At 72.4% G+C, this 24,713-nt stretch carries 20 protein-coding genes and 1 pseudogene; 9 read left to right on the top strand and 12 right to left on the bottom strand.

Going from position 1 to position 24,713, the window contains the following annotated elements:
- Positions 1–109 precede the first annotated feature (109 nt).
- The 3 genes from AB0E67_RS26515 to AB0E67_RS26505 form a co-directional block, all read right to left on the bottom strand.
- Positions 110–1,165, bottom strand: a complete 1,056-nt coding sequence (locus tag AB0E67_RS26515) for a Zn-dependent alcohol dehydrogenase (RefSeq protein ID WP_362031158.1) — start codon at positions 1,163–1,165, stop codon at positions 110–112.
- Positions 1,162–2,391, bottom strand: a complete 1,230-nt coding sequence (locus AB0E67_RS26510) for an acyl-CoA dehydrogenase family protein (protein ID WP_362031156.1) — start codon at positions 2,389–2,391, stop codon at positions 1,162–1,164. The genes AB0E67_RS26515 and AB0E67_RS26510 overlap by 4 nt, the downstream gene beginning before the upstream one ends.
- Before the next feature lie 151 nt (positions 2,392–2,542).
- Complete coding sequence (locus AB0E67_RS26505) at positions 2,543–3,457, bottom strand: SDR family oxidoreductase (RefSeq protein ID WP_362031154.1); 915 nt, start codon at positions 3,455–3,457, stop codon at positions 2,543–2,545.
- A gap of 83 nt (positions 3,458–3,540) precedes the next feature.
- Here AB0E67_RS26505 and AB0E67_RS26500 point away from each other — a divergent pair, with 83 nt between their 5' ends.
- Positions 3,541–4,467 (top strand): cyclase family protein, encoded by a 927-nt coding sequence (locus tag AB0E67_RS26500; RefSeq protein WP_362031152.1) that lies wholly within the window; start codon positions 3,541–3,543, stop codon positions 4,465–4,467.
- Between the two features lie 85 nt (positions 4,468–4,552).
- Here the strand turns inward: AB0E67_RS26500 and AB0E67_RS26495 are convergent, their stop codons facing one another.
- The 4 genes from AB0E67_RS26495 to AB0E67_RS26480 form a co-directional block, all read right to left on the bottom strand.
- Positions 4,553–5,173 carry an ATP-binding protein gene (locus AB0E67_RS26495; protein WP_362031150.1) on the bottom strand — a complete coding sequence of 207 codons (621 nt, stop codon included), beginning with the start codon at positions 5,171–5,173 and terminating at the stop codon, positions 4,553–4,555.
- 659 nt (positions 5,174–5,832) lie between these two features.
- On the bottom strand, positions 5,833–6,852 hold the full coding sequence (locus tag AB0E67_RS26490) for an acyl-CoA dehydrogenase family protein (protein WP_362031148.1): 1,020 nt from the start codon (positions 6,850–6,852) through the stop codon (positions 5,833–5,835).
- A gap of 7 nt (positions 6,853–6,859) precedes the next feature.
- A complete protein-coding gene (locus tag AB0E67_RS26485) occupies positions 6,860–8,050 on the bottom strand; it encodes an acyl-CoA dehydrogenase (protein ID WP_362031146.1) in 1,191 nt (396 codons plus the stop codon).
- Positions 8,051–8,057: 7 nt separating this feature from the next.
- On the bottom strand, positions 8,058–9,293 hold the full coding sequence (locus tag AB0E67_RS26480; protein ID WP_362031144.1) for an amidohydrolase family protein: 1,236 nt from the start codon (positions 9,291–9,293) through the stop codon (positions 8,058–8,060).
- 248 nt (positions 9,294–9,541) lie between these two features.
- On the opposite strand from AB0E67_RS26480, the gene AB0E67_RS26475 reads away from it, so the two are divergent.
- A complete protein-coding gene (locus AB0E67_RS26475; RefSeq protein ID WP_362031142.1) occupies positions 9,542–11,149 on the top strand; it encodes an AMP-binding protein in 1,608 nt (535 codons plus the stop codon).
- A 52-nt stretch (positions 11,150–11,201) separates the two neighbouring features.
- On the opposite strand, the gene AB0E67_RS26470 is transcribed toward AB0E67_RS26475, so the two are convergent.
- Positions 11,202–11,576: an STAS domain-containing protein gene (locus AB0E67_RS26470; protein WP_362031140.1), complete on the bottom strand. Its 375-nt coding sequence runs from the start codon at positions 11,574–11,576 to the stop codon at positions 11,202–11,204.
- A gap of 342 nt (positions 11,577–11,918) precedes the next feature.
- Between AB0E67_RS26470 and AB0E67_RS26465 the strand changes: the two genes are divergently transcribed.
- Together AB0E67_RS26465 and AB0E67_RS26460 are read left to right on the top strand one after the other, a co-directional pair.
- Positions 11,919–12,497, top strand: coding sequence for a sigma-70 family RNA polymerase sigma factor (locus AB0E67_RS26465; RefSeq protein ID WP_362031138.1), 579 nt, complete (start codon positions 11,919–11,921; stop codon positions 12,495–12,497).
- Between the two features lie 56 nt (positions 12,498–12,553).
- Entirely contained in the window at positions 12,554–13,993 is a 1,440-nt protein-coding gene (locus tag AB0E67_RS26460) for a zf-HC2 domain-containing protein (RefSeq protein WP_362031212.1), read from the top strand.
- 185 nt (positions 13,994–14,178) lie between these two features.
- Here AB0E67_RS26460 and purU read toward each other — a convergent pair whose 3' ends face one another.
- A complete protein-coding gene (gene purU / locus AB0E67_RS26455; protein WP_362031136.1) occupies positions 14,179–15,066 on the bottom strand; it encodes a formyltetrahydrofolate deformylase in 888 nt (295 codons plus the stop codon).
- 139 nt (positions 15,067–15,205) lie between these two features.
- Positions 15,206–15,655, bottom strand: a complete 450-nt coding sequence (locus AB0E67_RS26450; protein WP_360108982.1) for a hypothetical protein — start codon at positions 15,653–15,655, stop codon at positions 15,206–15,208.
- 174 nt (positions 15,656–15,829) lie between these two features.
- On the opposite strand from AB0E67_RS26450, the gene AB0E67_RS26445 reads away from it, so the two are divergent.
- The gene (locus tag AB0E67_RS26445) at positions 15,830–17,110 is read left to right on the top strand and encodes an ABC transporter substrate-binding protein (protein WP_362031134.1); all 1,281 of its coding nucleotides are present in this window, start codon (positions 15,830–15,832) and stop codon (positions 17,108–17,110) included.
- A 369-nt stretch (positions 17,111–17,479) separates the two neighbouring features.
- Here the strand turns inward: AB0E67_RS26445 and AB0E67_RS26440 are convergent, their stop codons facing one another.
- The gene (locus AB0E67_RS26440; protein ID WP_362031210.1) at positions 17,480–18,856 is read right to left on the bottom strand and encodes a hypothetical protein; all 1,377 of its coding nucleotides are present in this window, start codon (positions 18,854–18,856) and stop codon (positions 17,480–17,482) included.
- Between AB0E67_RS26440 and AB0E67_RS26435 the strand changes: the two genes are divergently transcribed.
- The gene (locus AB0E67_RS26435) at positions 18,776–18,970 is read left to right on the top strand and encodes a hypothetical protein (RefSeq protein ID WP_360109006.1); all 195 of its coding nucleotides are present in this window, start codon (positions 18,776–18,778) and stop codon (positions 18,968–18,970) included. The genes AB0E67_RS26440 and AB0E67_RS26435 overlap by 81 nt on opposite strands.
- Before the next feature lie 249 nt (positions 18,971–19,219).
- On the opposite strand, the gene AB0E67_RS26430 is transcribed toward AB0E67_RS26435, so the two are convergent.
- The gene (locus AB0E67_RS26430) at positions 19,220–20,602 is read right to left on the bottom strand and encodes a transcriptional regulator (RefSeq protein ID WP_362031132.1); all 1,383 of its coding nucleotides are present in this window, start codon (positions 20,600–20,602) and stop codon (positions 19,220–19,222) included.
- Positions 20,603–21,095: 493 nt separating this feature from the next.
- On the opposite strand from AB0E67_RS26430, the pseudogene AB0E67_RS26425 reads away from it, so the two are divergent.
- The 3 genes and pseudogenes from AB0E67_RS26425 to AB0E67_RS26415 all read left to right on the top strand — a co-directional run.
- Positions 21,096–21,782: pseudogene (locus AB0E67_RS26425) on the top strand (bifunctional DNA primase/polymerase); the annotation flags it as partial.
- 134 nt (positions 21,783–21,916) lie between these two features.
- On the top strand, positions 21,917–22,756 hold the full coding sequence (locus AB0E67_RS26420) for an ABC transporter ATP-binding protein (protein ID WP_362031130.1): 840 nt from the start codon (positions 21,917–21,919) through the stop codon (positions 22,754–22,756).
- Entirely contained in the window at positions 22,753–24,405 is a 1,653-nt protein-coding gene (locus tag AB0E67_RS26415; RefSeq protein ID WP_362031128.1) for a transporter, read from the top strand. Before AB0E67_RS26420 ends, AB0E67_RS26415 begins: the two co-directional genes overlap by 4 nt.
- Positions 24,406–24,713 lie beyond the last annotated feature (308 nt).

The raw sequence follows: 24,713 nt of genomic DNA, 5'->3' as shown, positions 1-24,713 counted from the left end.
ACCGGCAGAAACGAACCCGGGACCGGGCCGCGCGGAACCGACAGGACCCGGACCCGGACCCGGGCCCGGCAGGACGAGACCGAGGTCCGCCTCGTTCGGACCACCGGGTTCAGAAGACCAGTACCCCCCGGGCCACCCGGCCGTGGTGCGCGTCGTCCGCCGCCTTGGCGAAGTCCTCCACCGGGTAGGTCTCGGTGACGAGTTCGTCCAGCAGCAGCCTGCCCTCCCGGTACAGCTCGGCGTACAGCGCGATGTCCCGCTGCGGGCGCGAGGATCCGTAGCGGCATCCCAGGATCGACTTGTCCAGGTACATCGACGAGACGAGGAACGACGCCTCCGCCGTCGCCGCCGGAACCCCCAGCAGGACCGCCTGCCCATGCCGGTCCAGCAGGTCGATCGCGGTGCGGACCAGTTCCGTACGGCCCACGCATTCGAAGGCGTGGTCGGCACCGTGCGGCAGGATCTCCCGTACGCCGTCGATCGACGCCGAGGTCAGGAAGTGCGTGGCGCCGAAGCGCCGGGCCACCGCCTCCTTCGCCGGGTTGGCGTCGATCGCGACGATCGTCAGGGCGCCCGCGATCCGGGCCCCCTGGATCACGTTGAGCCCGATGCCGCCGGTGCCGATCACCACCACCGTGTCGCCTCGGTCGACCTTCGCCCGGTTGAGCACGGCCCCGACCCCGGTCAGCACCCCGCAGCCGATCAGGGCCGCCGAGGTGAGCGGCAGATCGGCCGGGATCTTCACGGCCTGCACGGCCTTGACCAGGGTCCGTTCCGCGAAGGCCGAGTTGGAGGCGAACTGGTACAGCGGCTCGCCCCGCCGGGAGAACGGCCGCCCCGGCATTCCGATCGCCTTGCGGCACATCGTCGGCCGGCCCCGGTCGCACTGCGCGCACGCCCCGCAGTTGGCCAGCGTCGACAGGGCCACGTGATCGCCGGGCGCCACATGGCCGACGCCCGCGCCGACCGCCTCGACCACGCCCGCGCCCTCGTGCCCCAGCACCACCGGCGACGGAAACGGGATCGTCCCGTCGATCACCGACAGGTCGCTGTGGCACAGCCCGGCCGCGGCCACCGCCACCAGCACCTCGCCCGGCCCCGGCTCCCGTATCTCCAGATCGTCGACGACCTCGGTGCGACTGCCGTCGAAGACGACGCCTCTCATCCCGACTCCCTCGGTAGGCCGAGCACCCGCTCGGCGATGATGTTCCGCTGGATCTCGTCCGAGCCGCCGTAGATGGTGTCGGACCGGGTGAACAGGAACAGCCGCTGCGTCTCGTCGAGTTCGTACGGGACGTCCGGCGTCCAGTCGTGCGGGCCGACGGCCCCGGCCGCGCCCCTGATCCGTACGGCGAGTTCGCCCAGGCGCTGGTGCCAGCCGCCCCACAGCAGCTTCGCCACGCTGGGCGCGCCGGGGTCGCCGACGGCTCCCAGGGTGCACAGGGCGTTCCAGCGCATGACCTTGAGCTCCGCCCACTGCCGGACGAGGCCGTCGCGCAGCACCGGGTCGGTGACGGCTCCGGTGGTCACGGCGCCCCGCACCACCCGTTCGAGCTCGGCGGCGAATCCGATCTGCTGGACGAGCGTGGAGACGCCGCGCTCCAGGGCCAGCAGCCCCATGGCGACGGCCCAGCCGTTGCCCTCGCCGCCGACGCACTCCTCGGCGTGCGCCCCGTCGAAGAAGACCTCGTTGAACTCGCTGGTCCCCGACATCTGGCGGATCGGCCGCACCTCGATCCGGCCCGGCTGGTCCATCGGCACGAGCAGGAACGACAGGCCGTGGTGGCGCCGGGAGCCGGGCTCCGTGCGGGCCAGCACGAAGCACCAGTCGGCCTCCCGGGCGAGCGATGTCCAGATCTTCTGCCCGGTCACGCGGTGGCCGCCGTGTGAGGGGTCGGGGACGGCGCTGGTCCGTATCCCGGCGAGGTCGGATCCGGCGCCGGGCTCGCTGTAGCCCTGGCACCACAGCTCCTCGCCGCGCGCTACGGCGGGCAGGAAGCGCCGTCGCTGCTCGGGGGTGCCGTGGGCGATCAGCGTAGGGGCCAGGAGGTTCTCGCCGATGTGGCCGACCCGGGCGGGTGCGGCGGCGCGGGCGTACTCCTCCGCCCAGACGACCTGCTGGGTCAGGCTCGCCCGCCGGTTCCCGTACCCGTCGCCGTTTCTGTCGCCGTCCCCGTCTCCTGCGCCTTCGTCGTCGGGCCAGCCGAGGCCGATCCAGCCGCCGCGCCCGAGTTCGCGTTCCCAGGCGCGGCGGACGTCGACGCTCTCGTGCTCGCTGCCCGGCCCACCGGTGCCGGCCGCCGCCGCGTACGCGCCGACGAGGTGCTCGTCCAGCCAGGCGCGGGCCTCCGCACGGAAGGCGGTGTCGTCCGGGCCGAGGGTGAAGTCCACGTTGCCTCCTGCGTACGGGTACGGAGCGAGGGGGCCACCCGGCGCCCGCGCACCGGGGCCGGACAGCGCGTCGGTGGGGTCCGCGCCGGTGCGGTCCACGCCGGGGAACGCCCGCGAAAGTGGGGTCCCCGGAACGTCCTGGAAGGTCCCGTCAGGCGTTCGGCCGGGCTTTGGCGGCCGCCGCCGCTGCCATCTCCTCCAGCTGCGCGAGCATGGGCATGGGGTCGGTGCCCACCGTCCCCGGCAGGAAGTCGGCGATCCGTTCCGGGGTCCACGGGCCCTCCGCGTACCCGGCGCGCAGCTCCCTCGGCTGCGCCCAGACCGCGATCTTCGGCCCGGCGACCGTGTACACCTGGCCGGTGATCCGCTCCTTGCGGGCCCGGTCGCTGAGCAGGTAGACGACGAGCGCCGCCACGTCCTCCGGCTCGCCGATCTCCTTGAGCTCCATGGGCACGTTGGCGGACATCCGGGTGCGGGCGACCGGGGCGACGGCGTTCGCCGTGACGCCGTACTTGTGCAGACCGAGGGCCGCGCTCCGTACCAGCGAGATGATCCCGCCCTTCGCGGCGCTGTAGTTGGCCTGGGCGACGCTGCCCTGGTGGTTGCCGCTGGTGAATCCGATGAGCGTGCCGCCGTCGTCCTGCTTGCGCATGACCGCCGACGCGGCCCTGAAGACGGTGAAGGTGCCCTTGAGATGGGTGGCGACGACCGGGTCCCACTCCTCCTCGGACATGTTGAACAGCATCCGTTCGCGCAGGATGCCGGCGACGCACACGACCCCGTCGATCCGGCCGTACCGCGCGAGCGCCGTGTCCACGATCCGCTGCCCGCCCGCCATCGTGGAGATGTCGTCGGCGACGGCCACCGCCTGCCCGCCGAACGCCTCGATCTCCTTGACGACGGACTCGGCCACCTCACTGCCCGGCTCGCCGCCGTCGATGGAGACGCCGTAGTCGTTGACGACGACCCGGGCGCCCTCGGCCGCCGCCGCGATCGCGACCGCCCGTCCGATGCCGCGACCGGCACCCGTCACGGCCACCACTTTGCCTGCCAAGAAGTTCCCCATGCCCGGCCCCTTCCCGCAGTTTCTGACGGACCGTTAGATTCTATGGGACATCAGGTCCGCGAACACAAGCCCCGGGAGGCGCCGTGTCACTGCCGGAGGAGTTCCACGACATCGCCAAGCGCGTGAACAACTGGGGACGTTGGGGCGCCGACGACGAGATCGGGACGCTCAACCTGATCACCGACTCCGTCGTACGGGACGCCGCCGCCACGGTCCGCTCCGGGCGACGCGTCCCGCTCGCGCTCCCCCTCCAACAGGACGGCGTGCAGAGCGGTCTGGTCCCCGGGAGGATCAACCCGCTGCACACCATGGTCCAGATCAACCAGGAGCTCTTCGGCCCCGGCACCGTCGCCACCAGCGACGACTCGGCCGTGCTGAGCCTCCAGACGGCCACCCACTGGGACGCCCTCACCCACGCCTCGCACTCCGGGAGGATCTACAACGGCCGCCCGGCCGACACGATCACCCCGCACGAGGGCGCGCGGTTCAGCGGCATCGACAAGGTGCCGCACCTCGTCTCGCGCGGGATCCTCCTCGACGTGGCCCGCGCGCACGGCGTGGACCGGCTGCCCGGCGACCACGCCGTCACCCCCGAGGACCTGGACGCGGCGGAGGACCTGGCCGGGGTACGGGTCCGTTCCGGCGACATCGTCCTCGTACGGACGGGGCAGGTACGGGTCTATCTGACGGGCGACAGGCCCGCGTACGCCTACCCCTCGCCCGGCCTCTCGATACGCACACCCGAGTGGTTCCGCGCGCGCGACGTGGCGGCGGTCGCCAACGACACCCTGACCTTCGAGATCTTCCCGCCCGAGATCGAGGACCTGTGGCTGGGCGTGCACGCGCTGGACCTGGTCGAGATGGGCATGCTCCAGGGCCAGAACTGGAACCTGGAGACACTGTCCACGGCCTGTGCGGAGGAGAAGCGCTACGCCTTCCTGCTGTCGGCGATGCCCGAACCGTTCGTCGGCGCCACCGGCACCCCGGTCGCCCCGGTCGCCGTGCTGTGACCCGGGCCCCTCGGGACCCGGCCCCGGCGCGGCCCGAAGGGCTCCGTTCGGCCCCAACCGCCCCTCGGGACCACTGCTTTAACCTTTATGCACGTCGCGTGACAGCGCGCGGGGACTCATGCGCCTTGCGGTCCGTGCTCCCCGTGCCGCCGACGCCGCCCACGCACGAGGAACCGCCCGCGCAGGGCGTACCGCCCACGCACGACGTGCCGTGGACCGCGCGCGTGTGGGTGTCCTTCGCCCCCGAGGGAGTCCGGAGCGCCTGGCCGCCCGGGTGCAGGGGGACGACCTGGACCAGCGGGGGTTCCCGGTCGACCTCGCACCAGATGCGCTTGCCCGCGCCCTCCGGCTGCCAGCCCCAGCGGTCGGCGAGGCCGTCGACCAGTTCCAGTCCGCGGCCGCCGGTGTCCTCGCCCAGCGCGTGGCGCTGCTGCGGCGGGCGGCAACTGGCGTCGGCCACCTCGACCCGTACCGTCCCGGAGCCGGACCCGCCCGCGCAGCCGAACAGCACGCGCAGCACGGCCGGGCAGCCCGTGTGGACCACCGCGTTCGTGACGAGCTCCGAGATCAGCAGGATGAGGGTCTCGGCCAGCGGCTCGTCACTCCTCATCCCCGACCCGATCAGTCTCGACCGCGCCCATCTGCGTGCCCGCCCGACCTCTGCGGGATCCGGACCGACCTCCAGCTGAACCTGAAGCACCTGCACCGCTCACACCATCCGAACCGGCGGACACATCGCCTCGCGCCTCCTCGGGGTCACGGAACGTGATTCCCGTACGCGACAGCATGGTTGACGTACAGTCACCGCAACAAGCGCTTCGGGCATATTCCAGCGCGAAGGAGTACGCGTGGTACATACTGTGCGACGCACATTGCGGGGAGTCGAACAGAAGCGCGTGGAGGTCTCGGGAATCTGCCGGGCGGGACCGGTGTCACCACCCGGAACGCGGGCCGACTGCCCCCTCCGGTCCGGAGCCGCCACGCGGGCAACTCCCGGATCGTCCGGTACACCCGGTTCCAGAACCTCTCGCACCCCACGGAGAGTACCCGAGGTGACCGCCGACTCCGCCCCGTGACGAATGCTCCCGCGGGCACGGACCCCGCTCCCGAGACGGCCGAACGCACCGCGTGACTCCGTACCGTGAGGCCCGGCGCCCCTCCGTCACCTCTCCGCGAACCGCGTTCGCACGTATCTGCGGGACGGGGATTCTTCACGGAACCCGACCGACTCGAGCACGGATTCGAACCGTCCGACACGAATCCCGACCGGACCGGGCACGGATCCGAGACAGTTTCAGCACAAGTCCGAGTCCGGCGTCGGCGAGGAACCCCGCGCCGCCCCGGTGCGGAACCCCGGTGCCGGTCTCAGCGCGGCGTCCCGGCGCCTCTGCGCAGATCCGACGCGAGTCGTTCCTCGGCCGCCGCCGCCCCGATCCACCGGCCGGAACGCAGCCAGGCCCGCTTGAGATGCAGGTGGACGTCCGCCTCCCAGGTGAAGCCCATGCCGCCCTGCACCTGGAGGCAGTCGCGGGCGTTGCGGACCGCCGCCTCGTCGGCGAGCAGCTTGGCCCCGGCGATCTCCACGGGGTCCGCGGTCACGGCCGCCGCGTAGACGGCGCAGCGCGCCAACTCGGCCCGGACCAGCATGTCGGCACACAGGTGTTTGACCGCCTGGAACGATCCGACAGGGGCGCCGAACTGCTCGCGTTCACCGGCGTGTTGGACGGCCGTCTCGGTCGTGCGGGCGGCGCTGCCGAGCTGTTCGGCGGCGGCGAGCAGGGCGCCCTCGTCACGCCACCGGACCGTCCGGCGGGGCAACAGCTCGCCGGACGGCCGCTCGTGGGACGCTCCGGCGGGGGCGGTGATCCGCCACAGCGGGGTGAACGGGTCGAGCGACCGTACGGGCTCGGCGGCCCCGCCCACGAGGTCCCGCAGTTCCCCGCCCGTCACGGCGTACGCCCGTTCCGGGCCCGGCGCCGGCTCCGACGCCCCCTCCGGGCCGAGCACCAGCAGCGCGTCCGCGTCCCCCAGGTGTTCCACCGGCCGGCCCGGCTCCAGCGCGGCGACCACCGCCGTCCCCTCCGCCGCGCCCTTCACGGCCCCCGCCGCGAGGTGCGTGGCGATCAGCGGCCCCGGCAGCAGCGCCCGCCCGGCCTCCTCGAAGAGGAGGACCGCCTCGGGCAGCCCGAGCCCGGCGCCGCCCTCCGTCTCCGGCAGCCGCAGTGCGAAGAACCCGGCCTCGCCGAGCTCCCGCCACAGCCCGCGGTCCACCGCCGTGCCCGCGTCGAGGGCCGCCCGCATCCGGTCCCTGCCGAAGCGTCCGGCGAGGATGTCCCGTATCCCCGAGCGCAGGGCCCGCTGGTCGTCCGAGAGCTGGAAGTCCATGGCCGGTTCAGCGCCCCTTCGGCAGGCCGAGTATCCGCTCGGCGACGATGTTCCGCTGGATCTGCGAGGTGCCCGCGGCGATCGTGTACGAGAGCGAGGAGAGCCGGTCCAGGACCCATTCGCGGTCCAGATCGGCGGCGTCCGCGCCGAGCACCTCGGCGGCCGTCTCGTACAGCTCCTGGCGGGCGTGCGAGTAGCGCAGTTTGAAGACCGAGCCCCCGGTGCCGGGTACGCCGCCCGTGCCGGACGCGCCCTTGCCGCGCCCGTCGGGGCCCGGCCCCGACGCCTCGCTCACGTTCCACTGGGTGAGCCGCCACAGCGCCCGGAACTCGGCGTTCAGCCTGCCCAGTCGCCGGCGCAGCACCGGGTCGTCCCAGCATCCGTCGGCCTGTGCCCGGGCGGCCAGGGCGGCCAGGGTGCGGCGGCAGGCGACGACCTCGCCGACGAAGGCCGTGCCGCGTTCGAAGGAGAGCGTGACCATGGTGACCCGCCAGCCGTCGTTCTCCGCGCCGACCCGGTGGGAGACCGGCACCCGCACCTCGTCGAGGAACATCTCCGCGAACTCGGTGGACCCCGCGAGGGTGCGCAGCGGGCGGACGGTGACGCCCGGGGTGTCCATCCTCATGGCGAGCCAGGTGATGCCCCGGTGCCGGGGGGCCGCGGGGTCGGTGCGCACCAGCAGTTCGCACCAGTCGGCGACCTCCGCGTGCGAGGTCCAGATCTTGCTGCCGCTCACCACGTAGTGGTCGCCGTCGCGCACCGCCCGGGTCCGCAGCGCGGCGAGGTCCGATCCGGCGTCGGGCTCGCTGAACCCCTGACACCAGATCTCGTCGCCGCGCAGTACGGGGGGCAGCCAGCGCGTCCGCTGTTCGGCGGTTCCCTCGGCGGCGATGGTGGGCCCGGCGTGCAGCAGTCCGACGAAGTTGGCGCCGACGTACGGGGCGCCGGCCCTCTCCGTCTCCTCCAGGAAGATCAGGTGCTGGGTCGGGGTGGCACCCCGTCCGCCCGCGTCGACGGGCCAGTGCAGGCCCGCGTAGCCGGCGTCGTACAGCATCCGCTGCCAGGCGGTGTCGTACGCGCGCCGCCCCGGCCAGTCGTCGGGGGCGGGCTTCGCGGGCAGCGAGGGCAGTACGGTGGCCAGCCACGCGCGCAGCCGTGCCCGGAACTCCTCCTCCGCCTCCGTGTACGCGAGATCCATCGCGCGCCTACGCTCCCCGGCCGGTACGGCCGTTCGGGTCCGGGCGGCGGTCGCGGTCGAGGTCGAGGCCGAGCATCCGGATCGCGTTTCCGCGCATCAGTTTGTAGACCGTCTCGTCGTCCAGCCCCTTCACGTGGTCGAGCGCGACCTCCTTGGTGTGCGGGAACGTCGAGTCGACGTGCGGGTAGTCGGTCTCGAAGGTGGCGTTGTCCCGTCCGACGACGTCGAGCGAGGCGACCCCGTGCTTGTCCCGGAAGAAGCAGCAGAAGATCTGCCGGTAGTAGTACGTGGACGGCGGCTCGGGGATCAGGTCGCGCACCCCGCCCCAGGCCCGGTGCTCCTCCCAGACGTCGTCCGCGCGTTCCAGTGCGTACGGGATCCAGCCCATCTGGCCCTCGCTGTAGGCGAGTTTCAGCCGGGGGAAGCGCACCAGGACCCCGCTGAACAGGAAGTCCGTCATCGAGGCCATGGCGTTGTTGAAGGAGAGGCTGGCCTGGACGGCGGGCGGGGCGTCCGGGGAGGCGGCGGGCATCTGCGAGCTGGACCCGATGTGCATGTTGACGACCGTGCCGGTCTCCTGGCACGCGGCGAAGAACGGGTCCCAGTAGCCGGTGTGGATCGACGGCAGGCCGAGATGGGTGGGGATCTCGGAGAACGTCACCGCGCGCACCCCGCGCGCCGCGTTCCGGTGGATCTCCGCGACCGCCAGGCCGATGTCCCAGAGCGGGATGATGCAGAGCGGGACGAGCCGTCCGCCGCTGTCGCCGCACCACTCCTCGACCATCCAGTCGTTGTAGGCGCGGACGCAGGCGAGCGCTACTTCTTTGTCGTGCGCCTCGGCGAAGGTCTGGCCGCAGAAGCGCGGGAAGGTGGGGAAGCACAGGCTCGCCTCGACGTGGTTGAGGTCCATGTCCTTGAGGCGCTCGGCGGGGTCCCAGCAGCCGGGCCGCATCTCGGCACGGGTGATGCCCTCCAGCGTCATGTCGTCGCGGTCGAAGCCGACGGCGGCGATGTTCCGCTTGTACGGGAACTTCAGGTCCTCGTAGATCCACCAGTCCGTGGGCGGCCCGTCCGGGTCCATCGTGATGACGTACTTGCCGCCGACGTACGCCAGTTCCCCGATGCCCGCGGTGAGCGGCTGCGGGCCGCGCTCGCGGTACTTGGCGGGCAGCCAGGTGGAGAAGAGGTGCGGCGGCTCGATCACGTGGTCGTCGACGCTGACGATCCGAGGCAGTTCCGTCATGGTGTCCCCTTCTCCGTCACGGTGTCCCCTGTCCGTCCCCGGCGGGCTCTTCGCGTCCCCGACGGGTCTCCCTCCGTCCCCCGCGGGCCGGTTCCGCCCCCGGCGGACGCTTTCCCGATATTCATTTCTGATGGCCCGTCAGATCCGGCTCCGGACTCAGGCTAGCCCCGCACCCCTGGACCGACAAGGCGCGGCGCTCTACGCTCTCCGCACGATCTGACTATCCGTCAGCTTTTGAGGGGTTCGCCGTGGACGAGACCGCACACGCGCTGGGCACGTCGGGCACTTTCTGGGAGCTCGTCGAGCGACGGGCCGCCCTGACGCCGGACCGCCCGTTCCTGATCCAGGACGACCGCACCCTGACCTTCGGAGAGCTGCGGGACCGTGGCGAACGGGTCGCGGCCGGGCTCTGGGGGATGGGGGTGCGCCGCGGGAGCGTGGTCGTCTGGCAGCTGCCGACCCGGATCGAGACGGTGCTGCTGTCGTTCGCGCTGACCCGGATCGGGGCCGTGCAGTCGCCCGTCATCCCGTTCCACCGGGACCGCGAGACGGGGTTCGCGCTGCGCGAGTCGAAGGCCGGCTTCTTCGCCGTACCGGGCACCTGGCGCGGCTTCGACCACACGGCGATGGCGCACCGGCTGGCCGCGGCAAGGACCTCGACGCCGAAAGCGGTCACGGCGGAACCGGCCGGGGCGGCGGCACCGGCCGCGGCGGCCGGGCCCGTACCGCTGGTCTTCGAGGTGTACGCGTCGCTGCCGGACGGCGATCCGGCCGTGCTGCCCCCGCCGCCCGCCGACGGGACCGCGGTCCGCTGGATCTACTGGACCTCGGGCACCACCTCCGACCCGAAGGGGGTCCTGCACACCGACCGCAGCCTGATCGCGGGCGGCTCCTGCCTGGCCCACGCACTGCGCCTGTCGGCCGACGACATCGGCTCGATCGCGTTCCCGTTCGCTCATGTCGGCGGGCCCGACTACGCGGTGATGCTGCTGCTCTACGGGTTCCCGGCGGTGCTCTTCGAGCACTTCGCGATGCCGGACGCGCTGGCGGAGTACCGGCGCCACGGGGTGACGGTCGCGGGCGGTTCCACGGCGTTCTACTCGATGTTCCTGGCCGAGCAGCGCAGGACCCCGGGCCGCGGCCCGGTCCCCACCCTGCGGCTGCTGGCGGGCGGCGGGGCACCGAAGCCGCCGGAGCTGTACCACGCGGTGGTGCGGGAGATGGACGTCCAGCTGACCCACGGGTACGGCATGACCGAGGTCCCCATGATCACGATGGGCGCCCCCGACGACACGGCGGAACACCTCGCCGGGACGGAGGGGCGCCCGCCCGCGGGCATGGAGATCCGGATCACGGACGAGGCCGGCCTGCCGTTGCCGCACGGCACGGACGGCGAGGTCCGGTTGCGCGGAGAGGCCGTCTGCAAGGGCTATCTGGACCCTGCGGCGACGGCCGCCGCCTTCGACGCCGACGGGTTCCTGATCACCGGGGACGTCGGCCATGTCGAGCCGAGCGGGCACCTGGTGCTCACCGGGCGGCTGAAGGACATCATCATCCGCAAGGGCGAGAACGTCTCCGCCAAGGAGATAGAGGACCTGCTGCACGGACACCCGGAGGTCGGGGACGTGGCGGTGATCGGGCTCCCGGACCCGGAGCGCGGCGAGCGGGTCTGCGCGGTCGTGGAGCAGTCCGCGGGCGCCGCCCCGCTGACCCTGCCGGACATCACCGGCTACCTGCGGGATCGGGGACTCTCCGTGCACAAGCTGCCGGAACAGCTGGAGGTGGTCGCGGAGCTGCCGCGCAACGAGACCCTGCGGAAGGTGCTGAAGCACCGGCTGCGGGAGCGGTTCTCCTGACGGCGTGCGGTTCTCCCGGCGGCGGGGGCCGGTGCCCCGGTTCCCCCGGCCCTCAGACCGGGAGCGGCCGGGCCCCCTCGTCGACGGCTGCGCGCCGGTCGGGGTAGACGTCGAAGAGACGGCGTACGCCGAGGGCACAGATGACCCGGTTGACGTGCGAGCCCTCCTCCGCGCCCCGCGCCGGGAGGATCAGCCGCAGCCGGCCCCCGCACGAGCGCATCAGGCGGCGGGCCGCGATCAGTACGCCGACGCCGCTGGAATCGCAGAACTGGACCTCGGAGAGGTCGAGCACCACGTCGTGGCGGCCCTCGGCGACCGCCTCGTGGACGGACTGGCGCACCGCGGGCGACGACACCAGATCCAGCTCGCCGCGCATGCGCAGCACGGTCCAGTCGCCGTGCACGGTCTCGGCCACTTTCAGTGTCACGCGACGGGGCCTCTCGTTCCGTGTCTTCCGACGTTGCTCCGTGGCGTCGACTTCTTGACTGCTTCCGGCCATTTCCGACCGGTTCGTCCGACGTTCCGGAAGTTTCCGTTCCTTCTCGCGGGTGCCCCCGCCGCAGACCCATGAAACACCGACGCGCACGAGAGGACATAGTCGTGTTCGAACCGAAATGATTGGTTCGAGTACGCTTTCGCCGCTGCGGTGAGACGGCGTCTCCCTTACCACGTCCGGCCTCTCCGGGGGCGCACTTGCCACAAAGGGTCGTCCGTGGTCGGCACCGCCGACTACATTCGATGTGACGAGGGGAACAGGGCTGGGGGTCGCATGGCGAGAAACGCACCACCCCGCTGGGACCGCAAGATGCAGCAGCGGCTGGCGCGCGGTGAGGCGGCCGCCCTCGGCGAGCTCTACGACCGGTTCGCCTCGCTCGTGCACAGCCAGGCCCACCGGATGCTCGACGACGAGACGGCCGCGGACCAGGTGACCCGCGAGGTCTTCGGATACGTGTGGGAGAACCCGGACGCCTACGACCCGAAGCAGGGCTCGATGCGCTCCTGGGTGGCCCGGCTCGCGCACCGGCACTCCGTACGGCGGCTGCGCGAGGCGTACCGCCCCGCCGAGGACCCGGACGGGCGGACCGGCGCCGAGCTGGAGGAGCGGGTGCGCCGGGCCACGGCCTCGGCCCGCGCCGACTACATCGTGACGTCCATGCCCGCCCCCTTGCGCGCCGCGCTGGAGCTCGCCTACGTCCAGCGCAGGGACTACCGGCAGGCCGCCGCCGACCTCGGGGTCACCGAGGACGAGGCCCGTCGTCGGCTGCGGCTCGGACTGCAGCTGCTGTCCACCGCCCACACCCACCCGCTGGAGGGTGCGTCCCCGCCCGGATACGGACGGGCGCTGTGACCACCGACGGCAACGCGCACGGACGCGACGACGAGAGCGAGGGACGCGACGAGGAGGTGCGGGGCGCACCGCGCATACCGGGACCGCGGGCCGCCGCCGACGACTTCGACCTCGGCTCCCTGCCGCTGCCGCCGCTCGCCCCGGCGTCCCCGCCCGAGGAACGGCACCGGACGCCGGACGAGCGACCGTGGGCACCCGAGGAACGGGCGTGGACATCCGACGAACCGCGGCCGACGACACCGGAACGGGAATCCGCCGTGGCACCATCCGGCCCGCCGAAACCGCAGAACCCACGATCGAACCCGCAGAGCCCGCCGGGCTCACCGAATCCACAGGGCCCGCCGTTGTCGCAGAAGCCGACGGAGCCGCCGGCCCCGCTGCTGCCCCATCGCGTCCTCAAGGCGCTGCTCGGCGCCTGGGCGCTGGCCGCGTGCTCGACGGAGGAGACCGAGGCCGTCGAGGCGCATCTGACCGAGTGCGCCACCTGCGCGGACGAGGCGTTGCGGCTGCGCGACGCGGTCGGCCTGCTGCAGACCGACCGCAGTCTGGATCTCGATCCGGCGCTGCGTTCCCGGGTGATCGACTCCTGCCTGACCCGTCGCCCGGCCGCCATCCCGGTACCGGACTGGGCCGCTCCGTACGAGGCGGAGACCGCCCGGCTCGACGCGCTGCTGCACGACATCGGCGACTCCGAGTGGCACGCCCCGGTGCGGCTGAAGTGGTTCGAGGACGAGGAGCAGGCCCGTCGCAGGACGACGGTCGCGGGTGTCGTCGGCCACCTCATGACCGTCGACGGCCTGGTCGGCACGGCCCTCGGCCTGGACGTGCCGCTCGGCGACGGCACCATCGGCCGGGCCGAGGACTGGCCGCTGTCGCCCACCGCCCGCACGGAGCGGTACTGGTCCGCGACCCGGCTGCCGCCCACCCGCTCGGTCCACGACCCGTGGCGGGCGCAGAGCCACACCCTCATCCGCACGGTGTCGTTCGCGGGCCGCCGGGTCTCCGAGCTCTCCGTCCCGTACGGCGACTTCGCGCTGCCGATGCACGACGCGTTGCTGGAGCGCGCCTTCGAATGCTGGGTGCACGGCGGTGACATCGCGGACGCGGTGGACTACCCGTACGAGGCGCCGTCCGCCCCGCATCTGAACCGGATCGTCGACCTGGCGGCCCGGGTGCTGCCCGCGGCGCTGGCCGAACGCCGCAGGACGGGACTGGCCGGGCCCGTACGTCATCTGGTGACGGCGGGTTCGCCGGGCCGTTCGCTGCATCTGGAGATCGAGGGCTCGGGCGGCGGCAACTGGTACATCCCGCTGGACTCCCCCGCCGCCTCCGGTTCGCCCGAGCACGCGGTGGCGCAGATCGCGCTGGACAGCGTCGAGTTCTGCCAGCTGATCGCCGGGCGGGTGCCTCCGGTGGACGCGGCGGCCGGTCAGCAGGGCGACCACGAGGCGATCCGCGACGTCCTGTTCACCGCGGCCTCGCTGAGCCGCCTCTGAGAACTCCCGACGAAATGATCCCCGCGGTGGTCGGGGCGTCCGGGGACCGTTGATCCGGGGTGTCGGCCGAACCGGTCGGCCGGGCCGTCCCAGCCGGCGCGCAGCACCCCGCCCGTGCCCTGGACGAGCGAAAACGGGGGCGGGGCGGGGACGCACGGCGTGCGGCCCGCAGCGTGCGGCGCGCGCTACGCGAAGATCACCGTGCGGTGGCCGTTGAGCAGGATGCGCCGCTCCGCGTGCCACTTCACCGCCCGTGCGAGCGCCTGGCACTCCACGTCGCGGCCGAGGGCGACCAGCTGGTCCGGGGTGACGTCATGGCCCACCCGCTCGACCTCCTGCTCGATGATCGGCCCCTCGTCGAGATCGGCCGTCACATAGTGCGCCGTCGCACCGATCAGCTTCACTCCGCGCGCGTGCGCCTGGTGGTACGGCTTCGCGCCCTTGAAGCTCGGCAGGAAGGAGTGGTGGATGTTGATGATCCGGCCGCTCAGCCGCTTGCACAGGTCGTCCGAGAGGACCTGCATGTAGCGGGCGAGGACGACCAGCTCGACGTTCTCCGCCTCGACCAGCTCCAGCAGCTCGGCCTCCGCCTCCGCCTTCGTCTCCTTCGTCACCGGGATGTGCCGGAACGGGATGTCGTACGAGGCGACGAGCTCCGCGAAGTCCGTGTGGTTGGAGACGACGGCCGCGATCTCGACCGGCAGCGCCCCGATCCGGGAACGGAACAGCAGGTCGTTGAGGCAGTGACCGAACTTGCTGACCATCAGCACGATCCGCATCCGCTCCGCGGAACGGTGGATCTGCCAGTCCATCCGGAAGGAGTCGCCGACCGCGGCGAAACTGGCCCGCAGCTTCTCCACGGTCACCGGGCTGTCCGCCGAGAAGTGGACCCGCATGAAGAACAGACCCGTGTCGTGGTCGCCGAACTGCTGGCTGTCCTCGATGTTGCAGCCCGTCATGAAGAGATAGCTCGACACGGCGTGCACGATGCCCTGCTTGTCGGGGCAGGAAAGCGTGAGGACGTACTGCTCGGGGGTGGTCTCGGCCGGTTCGGCGGGACGTGGCACGGTCATTCCCGTAGGGTGCCACATCGGGCCCGGATCAGGCCGACCCGATCATGATGCGGACCCGATCATGGTGTACACGCACCTTCACGAGGACCGTCCGCCGCTCGGACCTGCCGTCACGCCGAGCGGCCGGCACCCCGGCCCGTCATGATGCGGACCCGGTCATGATGCGGAGCACGTCCAGGGAGCGCGGCGGGGTGTCCGGGTCCTCGCCGTCGTTGGTGGCGAGCAGCACATGGGCCTCCCTGGCGGCGACCACGGCCTCCGGCCAGCCCGGGTGCTCCAGGTACGCCGACACGGGGGCGTCCGCGCCGATCTGGTGCATGATGCGCAGCACCCGCAGCACGGCGGCGTCGACGAGGGCGGCCTCGTCCGCGTCGCGGAAGATCGTGCCGACGTACTTCTCGGCGGACCAGTTGTCCAGCCACGTGTCCTCGACCAAGCGGTACACGGCGTCGGTGACGTCGCCGTACCCTTCCCGTCCGGCCAGCCAGCACTCCTGGTGGAAGACGGGGTCGGAGAGCATGTGCAGCGCCGAGCGCACGTTGCTGCGCCAGCGCCACCACGGCATGTCGTTCAGCGGCATGCCGCCCATGGTGGAGGAGCGGCGGCCGCGGCGGGAAGTGTTCTGCGAACCTTGCTGCACGGTAGTCGATCGTACGTTCCCTTTTCAGCCAACCGCGCGGACCCCCGCAATTCACCTGGACGTCACCGTGCGTTGCGCGAAGCACACAGTGCCGTTACCCCGGGGGCGGAATTCTCCTTGTCCATGACCGGACGGCGACGCCCCACCTCCCCCCGCCCCCGCAGACTCCTCATGAGCGCGGTGGCGGCCGGGGCGTTGCTGGCCACCGGCTGCGGCGCGCTCCCTGGGGCCACGGGGGGTTCCAGGGAGCCCGTCACCGTGGTCACCTGGGCTCCCGCGGGAACCACGGGGCCCGACACCCTGGACATGTCCGGCATGACCGCCATGGCGGTCACGTACGGGCGCTGGGTCAACGAGAACGGCGGGCTCAACGGCCACGAGCTGCGGGTCGTCACCTGTGACGAGGCGGACACCCCGGTCGGCGCGGCCAACTGCGCCCGGCTGGCCGTCGAGAAGAAGGCGGTGGCGGTCGTCGGCTCCTACAGCCGGCACGGTTCGTCGTTCATGCCACCGCTGGAGACCGCCGGCATCCCCTTCCTCGGTGGCTACGGCGCCTCCGAGGAGGAGTTCAGCAGCTACAACTCCTTCCCGGTCAACGGCGGGCAGTCGGCGCTCCTCGCGGGCAACGCCCGGCAGCTGGCCCGCCGCTGCGACCGGGTGTCCGTGGTGCGGCCCGACACCCTGGGCGGCGACGGCCAGGCGTGGCTCCTGAAGACCGGCCTCACCGATGCTGGCCGTCCCGCCCCCGCCGACATCCGGGCGGCCGAGGCGGCCACGTCGTACGACGACGCCGCCGGCCGCGCGCTCCGGGCGGCGGGCCGGAGCGGCGGCTGTGTGACGGCTGTGCTCGGGAGCCGTACGGAGACCTTCTTCGACTCCTTCCGACGGCTCGAACCCTCGTACGGGGAGGTCCGCATCTCGTCCGTCCTCGGCAGTGTCGGGCAGCAGATGATCGACAGCACCGGTGGCCGGAAGAGTCCGTTCGAGGGCGCGTACGTCACCGGCTGGTACCCGGCGCCGAGCGACTCCCGCTGGAACGAGATGCGGGCGGTGGTCCGCAAGCACGCCTTCGGCGACAACCGGATCGACGCGGACGACCCGGGCGTCCAGACCACGTGGATCGCCTACACCGCACTGAACGAGATCGTGAAGACGATCGACTCCCCGCAGGTCACCGCCGGAAAGGTCGTCAGAGCGCTCGGCCATGGCCCGCGGATCGGGACCGGCGGGCTGACACCGCCCCTGCGCTGGCGGTTCTCGGACACGCTCGGCTCGTCCGCGTACCCCCGCATCGTCAACAGCAAGGTGACGTTCCAGGTGGTCCGCGACGGGCGGCTCGTCGAGGACAAGAAGGGCTTCGTGGACGTCGCCGAGACGCTGTCGGACGCCAGCGCCAGAGGGTGAACGGGTGAGGAGCGACCCCGCTCCTCACCCGCCGCGGGCGTACGCCCCCGCCGACGTACGGACTCCTGCCGTCGTCCGGGCTCCTGTCGGCGTACGGGCCGGGGCCGGTCCTTCCCGTCCCGGCCGCCCCGCCCCGGCACGCGCCCCGCCGTCGGAGGCCGGCCGCCTTCCTCAGAGCCTGTCGGGTGACCTCTGACCGGGCGGCCACGCCCTGGCACGCACGCTTCCGGCGTTGCCGGAATGCCCTCGTAGCTCCTTCCCCAAGCTCTCAAGGAGCAGGGGAGACCCCGTCCGAAGACATCCCGGCGCCTTGGAATCGCACGCACCATGCCGCGTCCGCTTTCCGATCGAAGGTCACCCGACAGGCTCTCAGAGGTCGACCGCCTCCCGCCGGGTCAGTCCGTACTTGGACGCGATCACGTTCCACAGCTCCGACGCCTGTTGCTTCGCCTTGCTCGCCTCGCCACTGCGCACGGTGGCCTGCTGCGTCTGGTCCGTCGTGCGGGCCTTGCCGTGCTTGCAGACCTTCTTGCCCTTCTTGGCCTGCTCGGCCCAGGCGGCGTAGTGGTCGTCGGCGGAGGCGGACGCCTGCCACGCCTTGGTGAGGGCGGCGCTCAGCCGCTCGTGGTCCGGCAGCTTGTCGACGCTCAGCTGTTCGAGCTGGGTCACCAGATCGCGGCGCTGCCTGGCCGCGTCCTTCAGGTCCGTCACGGCCTGGTCCAGGTCCTGGCAGTTCTTGGTCTTCTCGACGGCGCCGATGACCGCGGAACGGCTGTTGTTGCTGTGCGCCAGCAGCTTGTCCAGCGCCTCGGCCTGCGTCTTCACCGGATCCTCGGCCGGCTGCCGGGGGGCCTCGTTCGACGGTGAACCGGTGGCCGCCACGGGCTGCTTGTCGTCGTCGCCCTTGCCGTCGCCGCCGCTCATCAGCGCACCGGCGCCGAGCCCCACGACGGCACAGCCGACGACGACCGTCGCGATGAGCGTGACGTGCGCGCGCTTCTTGCGCGGTGCGGCCCGCCCCTGCGGCTCGTCCACCTGCTGATACCCCGGTCGCGGCGCCGGGGGCGCCTGATGGGCGCCGCCGCCCGGGTGCTGCTGCGCGGGGGCGCGCCGGGGCATCTGCTGGGTGGACCCGGCCGTCCCGCCCTCGCGGAACAGGTTGTCGAACTCGGCCGGCGGCTGACGGTCACCCGGGGCGCCGGGCCTGATCCCGTACGGGGCGCCGCCGGGAACCGGCGGGATGTACTGGGTCGCCTCCGAGTCGCCGCCGCGCGCGGGCTGCTGCTGTTGCTGGTACGGCTGCTGCTGCGGCTGCGTGCCGTGGGGAAGGAACTGGGTGGCCTCCGCGGGGTTCTCCGGCGGCAGCCCGCCCGGCGCCGGTCCGCCGGGCACCGGCGCGATGTACTGCGTGGCGTCCGCGTCCCCGCCCGCGTGGGGCACCGCCTCGGGCGGCAGGGGCTGGGCGTACGGCTGCGGCAGCTGCTGATGCTGAGGCTGCTGTGGAATCTGAGGCGGCTGGTGGTGCTGATGATGCTGCGGGGGCTGCTGCTGCGCCGGGGGCAGCGGTTGCCCGTACGACTGGCCCTGCGGCGCCTGCCCGTACTGCTCCTGCCCGTACTGATCCTGTCCCGGAGCGGCCTGCTGCGGCAGTGACGAGGCGTCCGGGTGCGCCGCCTGCGGCCCCCAGGGCTGCCCCCACGGCTGACCGCCCGCCGGGGCGCCCTGATCGCCGGGCCCTCCTGGTATCCAGGGCTCGCCGCCACCCGCGGGCAGCACGACACCTTCGTGCGCGGGCCGTACAGCAGGGAGCTGCCGCTCGTCACCCTGTCCGCTCTGCGTCACCGGGACTCCTACATGTGAACCTACGGAATCGTCGGCTCACGCTATCGGGTGGTCCCCGCCGTCCGCCAAGCGTGTCCGGTCACTCACCACCCCTTCACAGAGGCCGGGCACCCGGCGCCCTCACGACACGGTCGGAGGACCGTCGGACAACCTGGGACAACAGGGAACGGACACAGGACGACAGGCAGCCGGCGCAGGACGACGCAGGCAACCGACGCGGGACGTCGGGGAAGCGACGCGGGGCAGGCACGGAACCGGCGGGGCCGGTCAGGCCGCCTGGAGCTCCAGGCGCGCCCCGAACTCCCGTACCGCCGCCTCGTCCCCGTACGGGACCAGACGCTGCTGCAGGTCGTCCAGATACTCCGCGCCCCGGCTCGAACGCACCGATGCCAGCAGCTCCATGGCCCGGGTGCCGGTGTGGCAGGCCTGCTCCACCTCGCGCAACTGGACCTGGGCGGTGGCCAGAAGCACCAGCCCGATGCCGCGTCGGCGCGCCCGGGACTCCGGATGACCGTCCAGAGCCTCCTTCGCCCGGCGCGCGGCGGCCTCCGCCTGGCCGAGGTCGCGGTGGCAGTGCGCCAACTCGTCGGCCAGATAGGCGCGATCGAAGTGCGCGATCCAGTCCGGGTCGTCCCCGGTGTCCGGCTCGACGAGATCCATGGCCGCCGACGCCCGGCCCGCCGCGGCCTGGCAGGTGCGGGCGTCGCCGAGCAGGGCGTGGCCGCGCGCCTCCGCGGCGTGGAACATCGCCTGCGCGCGCGGGGTGACGTGCCCGCGCGCCCCCTCCTGCGCGGCCCGCGCCAGCTGCGCGATCTCCCGCGGATTGCCGAGCTGGGCGGCGAGATGACTCATCGACGCGGCCAGTACGTAACCGCCGTACGCCCGGTCGCCCGCCGCCTGGGCCAGCCGCAGCGCCTGGATGTAGTAGCGCTGGGCGAGCCCCGGCTGGCCCGTGTCGACCGCCATGTACCCGCCGAGTTCGGTGAGTCGGGCGACCGCGGTGAACAGCTGCCGTCCGACCGATTCGCGGTACGCGCCCGAAAGCAGCCCGGACACCACGCTGTTCAGGTAGTGCACGAGGACCGGCCGCACGTGCCCGCTGCCGAACCGGTGGTCGAGGTCGACCAGCGCGGACGTCATCGCCCTGACCGCGGCCACGTCCGACATCCCGACCCGGGCCCCGGCGGTCCGCGCCACCTGCGGGTCGGCGCCGGTGATCAGCCAGTCGCGGCTGGGTTCGACCAGGGCCGAGGAGGCGACCGTCGAACCCGAGAGGAAGTCGCGACGGCCGACGTCGCTCCGCCACAGCTCACAGACCTGCTCGATCGCGCCGATGACGGTCGGGGCGAACTGGAGACCGACGCCGGACGCCAGGTTCTTGCCGTTGGCCATGCCGATCTCGTCGATCGTGACCGTACGGCCCAGTTTGCGGCCGAGCGCCTCGGCGATGATGCCCGGTGCCCTGCCGCGCGGTTGCTGCCCACGCAGCCAACGGGCCACGGAGGTCTTGTCGTACCGCAGGTCGAGGCCGCGCTCCACGCCGACCATGTTGACGCGGCGGGCAAGGCCGGCGTTGGAACATCCGGCTTCCTGAATGAGCGCCTGGAGCCGTTCGTTCGGCTGGCGGGCGACGAGAGGCCTGGCTGCCATGTTTCCCCCAGAGGCCGCAGAGATCGATGAGCGGATCAATGCCCGGCGATTGCACGGAAAATGCGCACATTCATCGTGTTCGTCACGTCCGTCGTATTCCTTACTGTTCCTTGCTTTTCCTTGCCGTTCCTTGTCATTACCTGTCACTCCTGTCACCGCACGACGGAGGCCGGCCGTTCCGGCGATGCCGCGGGCGCCCCTCCGGCGTTGCCGCGGACGGTCGTCGCGGCCGCGCCCGTACATGGCTACCCGACCGCCCGGGCGCCGTCTCGCGCGCGCCCCCGCCCATGCATCCATGCGCCCCGTTCACCGGATCGGTACGCCGTTGCCGCGCCCGGTACGCCCGTAACCCCGGCCGGTGGCGGGAGTTGTGCCGATCATGGAAGAGCCCATCGGAGTGGAAGATCTCGTCGGAGTCCGGCAGCGGACCGGGACGGCGGAGCCCGACGACGGCCGCGTTCCCGTCGGTGTCCCCGCGTCCGGCCGTGGTCATGTGCCCGGCGGGGAACGGGAGAGCGCCGGTGCCGCGCAGGCCACGCACATCCCCCTGCAAAGGGGCGGGCAACTGCTCGACGCCGCCGTGCGATACGCGGAGGAACGGCACTGGGACGTCTGTCCCGGCACCTGGCTGGAGGCGGGGGACGGCACGGAGCGGTGCTCCTGCGGCGACACCGGCTGCGCCTCGCCCGGCGCCCATCCCGCCGGGGCCGACTGGGCGGAACGCGCCACCGGCAGCGGCTCCGCCGCCCGCCGGATGTGGTCCGAGCACCCGACGGCGTCGATCCTGCTGCCCACCGGCCGCTCCTTCGACGCGCTCGACGTGCCGGAGTCCGCGGGCTTCCTCGCCCTGGCCCGGATGGAGCGGATGGAACTGCCGCTCGGCCCCGTCACCCGCACCCCCGACCGGCGGATGTTCTTCTTCGTCCTTCCGGGCGCGGCGTCCAAGACGGACGGTCTGGTAAGGGAGTTGGGCTGGCGGGCCGCCACGATCGACCTCGTCGGCCACGGCGAGGGCCGTTGCGTGACCGCTCCGCCGACCCGGGTCGGCGGACGCGGCGCGGTCCAGTGGGCCCGCCGCCCCACGTCCGCCCAACGCTGGCTGCCGGACGTGGAGGAGGTCATCGGCCCGCTCGCCTACGCCTGCGCGCGAGAAGCGGCCGACGCCCGGTCGCGCCTCGCACAGGCGACGAAGGATCCGAGCGCGCTTCCCGTGGGGGACGACGGAGCCGAGCACACGTTTCGTAGCCAAGAGCGGGCCCGCGCACACCTTTCGTAAGCTGTCCGTACAAACGGGGCGACGAAAGGCAAGGAATGATGCAGGACCGGGCACAGACCGACAGAGAAGTCCGGCCGGGGGATACGGGAACGGCGAGCGGAGTGCCGGTGGCACCGCCCGCCGTTCGTGTGCAGGGGCTGTGGAAGCGGTTCGGGCAGCAGACCGCGGTCGCCGGGATCGATCTCGAACTGCCCGCGGGCAAGTTCATCGGTCTGGTGGGGCCGAACGGCGCGGGCAAGACCACCACACTGTCGATGATCACCGGGCTGCTCCGCCCCGACGAGGGGCGCATAGAGATCGGCGGCCACGACGTGTGGCGCGACCCGGTCGAGGTGAAGTCCAGGATCGGCGTGCTCCCGGAGGGGCTGCGCCTCTTCGAACGCCTCTCGGGGCGCGAACTCCTCGCGTACACCGGGCGACTGCGCGGGCTTCCGGGCGAAGAGGTCGACAAGCGGGCCACCCAGCTCCTCGACGTCCTCGGCCTGGCGGGCTCCCAGCACAAGCTGGTCGTCGACTACTCGACCGGCATGCGGAAGAAGATCGGGCTCGCCGCCGCGCTGCTGCACAACCCCGAAGTGCTGTTCCTGGACGAGCCGTTCGAGGGCGTCGACCCGGTGTCGGCGCAGACCATCCGCGAAGTGCTGGTCCGGTACACGCACTCGGGCGCGACCGTTGTCTTCTCCAGCCATGTGATGGAACTGGTGGAGTCCCTCTGCGACTGGGTGGCCGTCATGGCCGCGGGCCGGATCAGGGCCCAGGGCCCGCTGGCCGAGGTGCGCGGCGACGCGCCCTCCTTGCAGAACGCCTTCCTCGAACTGGTCGGCGCGGGTTCGCGGACCGCCGGTGAGTCCCTGGACTGGCTGGGCGGCGACCGATGAGCGTGCTCGACACCCCCGCGGGAGCCGCGGCCGTCCGGCCCGCCGCGACCGGGCGCACGGCGCTCGTCCCCGTCTTCGTGCGGCTCAAGCTGGCGCTGCTGCGCAACGGGCTGCGCCAGTCGGCGGGCCGGCGCGCCGCGTACATCACCTCCATCGTCTTCGCCGCGCTGTTCGCCGCGAGCCAGTTGCTCGGGCTGATCCTGATGCGCGGGAACGCGCACGTCGGCTCCGTCGTCGTGCTGACGGCCGCGGTACTGGCGGTGGCCTGGGCGGTGATGCCGCTGTTCTTCGCCGCCGGTGACGAGACGCTCGACCCGAGCCGTCTGGTGATGCTGCCGCTGCGTCCCCGTCCGCTGATCACGGCGCTGCTGGTGGCGTCGCTGATCGGGATCGGCCCGCTGTTCACGCTGTGCCTGGTGCTGGGCTCGGTCATCGCGGTGGCGCACGGGGCGGCCGGGGCGGCGTTCGCCGTGGTCGCCGCGCCGCTCGCGCTGCTGGTGTGCGTGGCCCTGGCCCGGGCCGTGGCCACGGCCAACTCCCGCCTGCTGACCTCGCGCAAGGGCCGCGACCTGGCGGTGCTCAGCGGACTGGTGATCGCGGTGGGCTTCCAGTTGGTCAACTTCGGGGCGCAGCGGCTGGGCGAGGCGGGCGGCCTGTCCGCGCTCGCACCGGTGGCCGACGTGGTGCGCTGGCTGCCGCCCGCCTCGGCGATCGGCTCCGTGGACTCGGCGTCGCGGGGCCTCTACGGGCAGGCCGCCGCGCAGCTCCTGCTGTCCCTGGCGGCGTTCGTCCTCCTGCTGTGGCTGTGGCAGCGCAGCCTGGTGAAGCTGATGACGGCCCCCGACGGTTCGACCCTGGCCGCCGCCGCGCCGACCCGTGAGAAGGCCGGCCGAGGCGGCTTCGGGCTCGCAGCTCTGCTGCCCGCCGGACGCACCGGAACGGTGATGGAACGCAGCCTGAGGTACATCGCCCGCGACCCGAAGACCAAGGCTTCCTGGGTCACCGCGCTGGCGGTGGGGCTGATCGTGCCGGTGGTCAACGCGTTGCAGGGCAACGGTTCGGTCTACTTCGCCTGCCTGGCCGCCGGGATGCTCGGCGTCCAGATGTACAACCAGTTCGGCCAGGACACCTCCGCGTTCTGGATGGTGGCGCTGACGATCTCCTCCCGCCGCGACGCGTACGTCGAACTGCGGGCACGGGCGCTGGCGCTGCTGCTGATCACCCTGCCGTTCACGGCCGTGGTGACGGTGGTGACGGCGGCGATGGTCGGCGACTGGACGGCATTCCCCGGGGCGCTGGGGCTGTCGTTCGCCCTGCTGGGCGGGATGCTGGGGACGGGCGCGGTGTCCTCGGCGCTGTTCCCGTACTCGATTCCGCAGGACGGGGCGTTCAAGAACGTGGCCCCGGGACAGGCCGGGCTCGCCTGGATCTCGATCTTCGGCGGCATGATCTCGGCCATGGTCCTGGGCGCGCCCGTGATCACGGCGACGGTCTGGCTGAGCGTCACCGACCGGCACGGGTGGCTGTGGGCGCTGCTGCCCGCGGGCGTGGTGTACGGGGCGCTGATCCTCTGGGCGGGGCTGCGGCTCGCCGCACCGCGCACGGCGGACCGGCTCCCGGAGATCCTGGCGGCGGTCAGCAAGGGCTAGTGCCGCATCAGGCAACGTTCGCCCCGTCGCGACGCCCGGCACGGCACCTCGCCGCGTTGTCGCATCACCCGAGTACGTCCGGTACGAGGGCGATCCTCCGCCTTGCGATGCACCGCACCGGACGCCGCGAGCTTCCCGGCAAACCTTTCCGGCCACAGCACTAGGTGTTCTGTCCCGGGAGGTTGTGGGCGGGCCGCCCGGTTCCGTCACGGGCCGGCCCGGGTGCGCCCTGGGCCGGCCCCGGCACTCCCGGTCCGGCCCCGGATCCGGGGCCGGACCGTCAATGGTCCTCAGCTCCGCCATGGCCC

Origin of the sequence: Streptomyces sp. NPDC032161 (assembly GCF_040636995.1) — a bacterium.
Classification (GTDB): domain Bacteria; phylum Actinomycetota; class Actinomycetes; order Streptomycetales; family Streptomycetaceae; genus Streptomyces.
The sequence above is the reverse complement of the archived record's forward strand: the minus strand, read 5'-3'. Positions and strand labels throughout refer to the sequence as shown.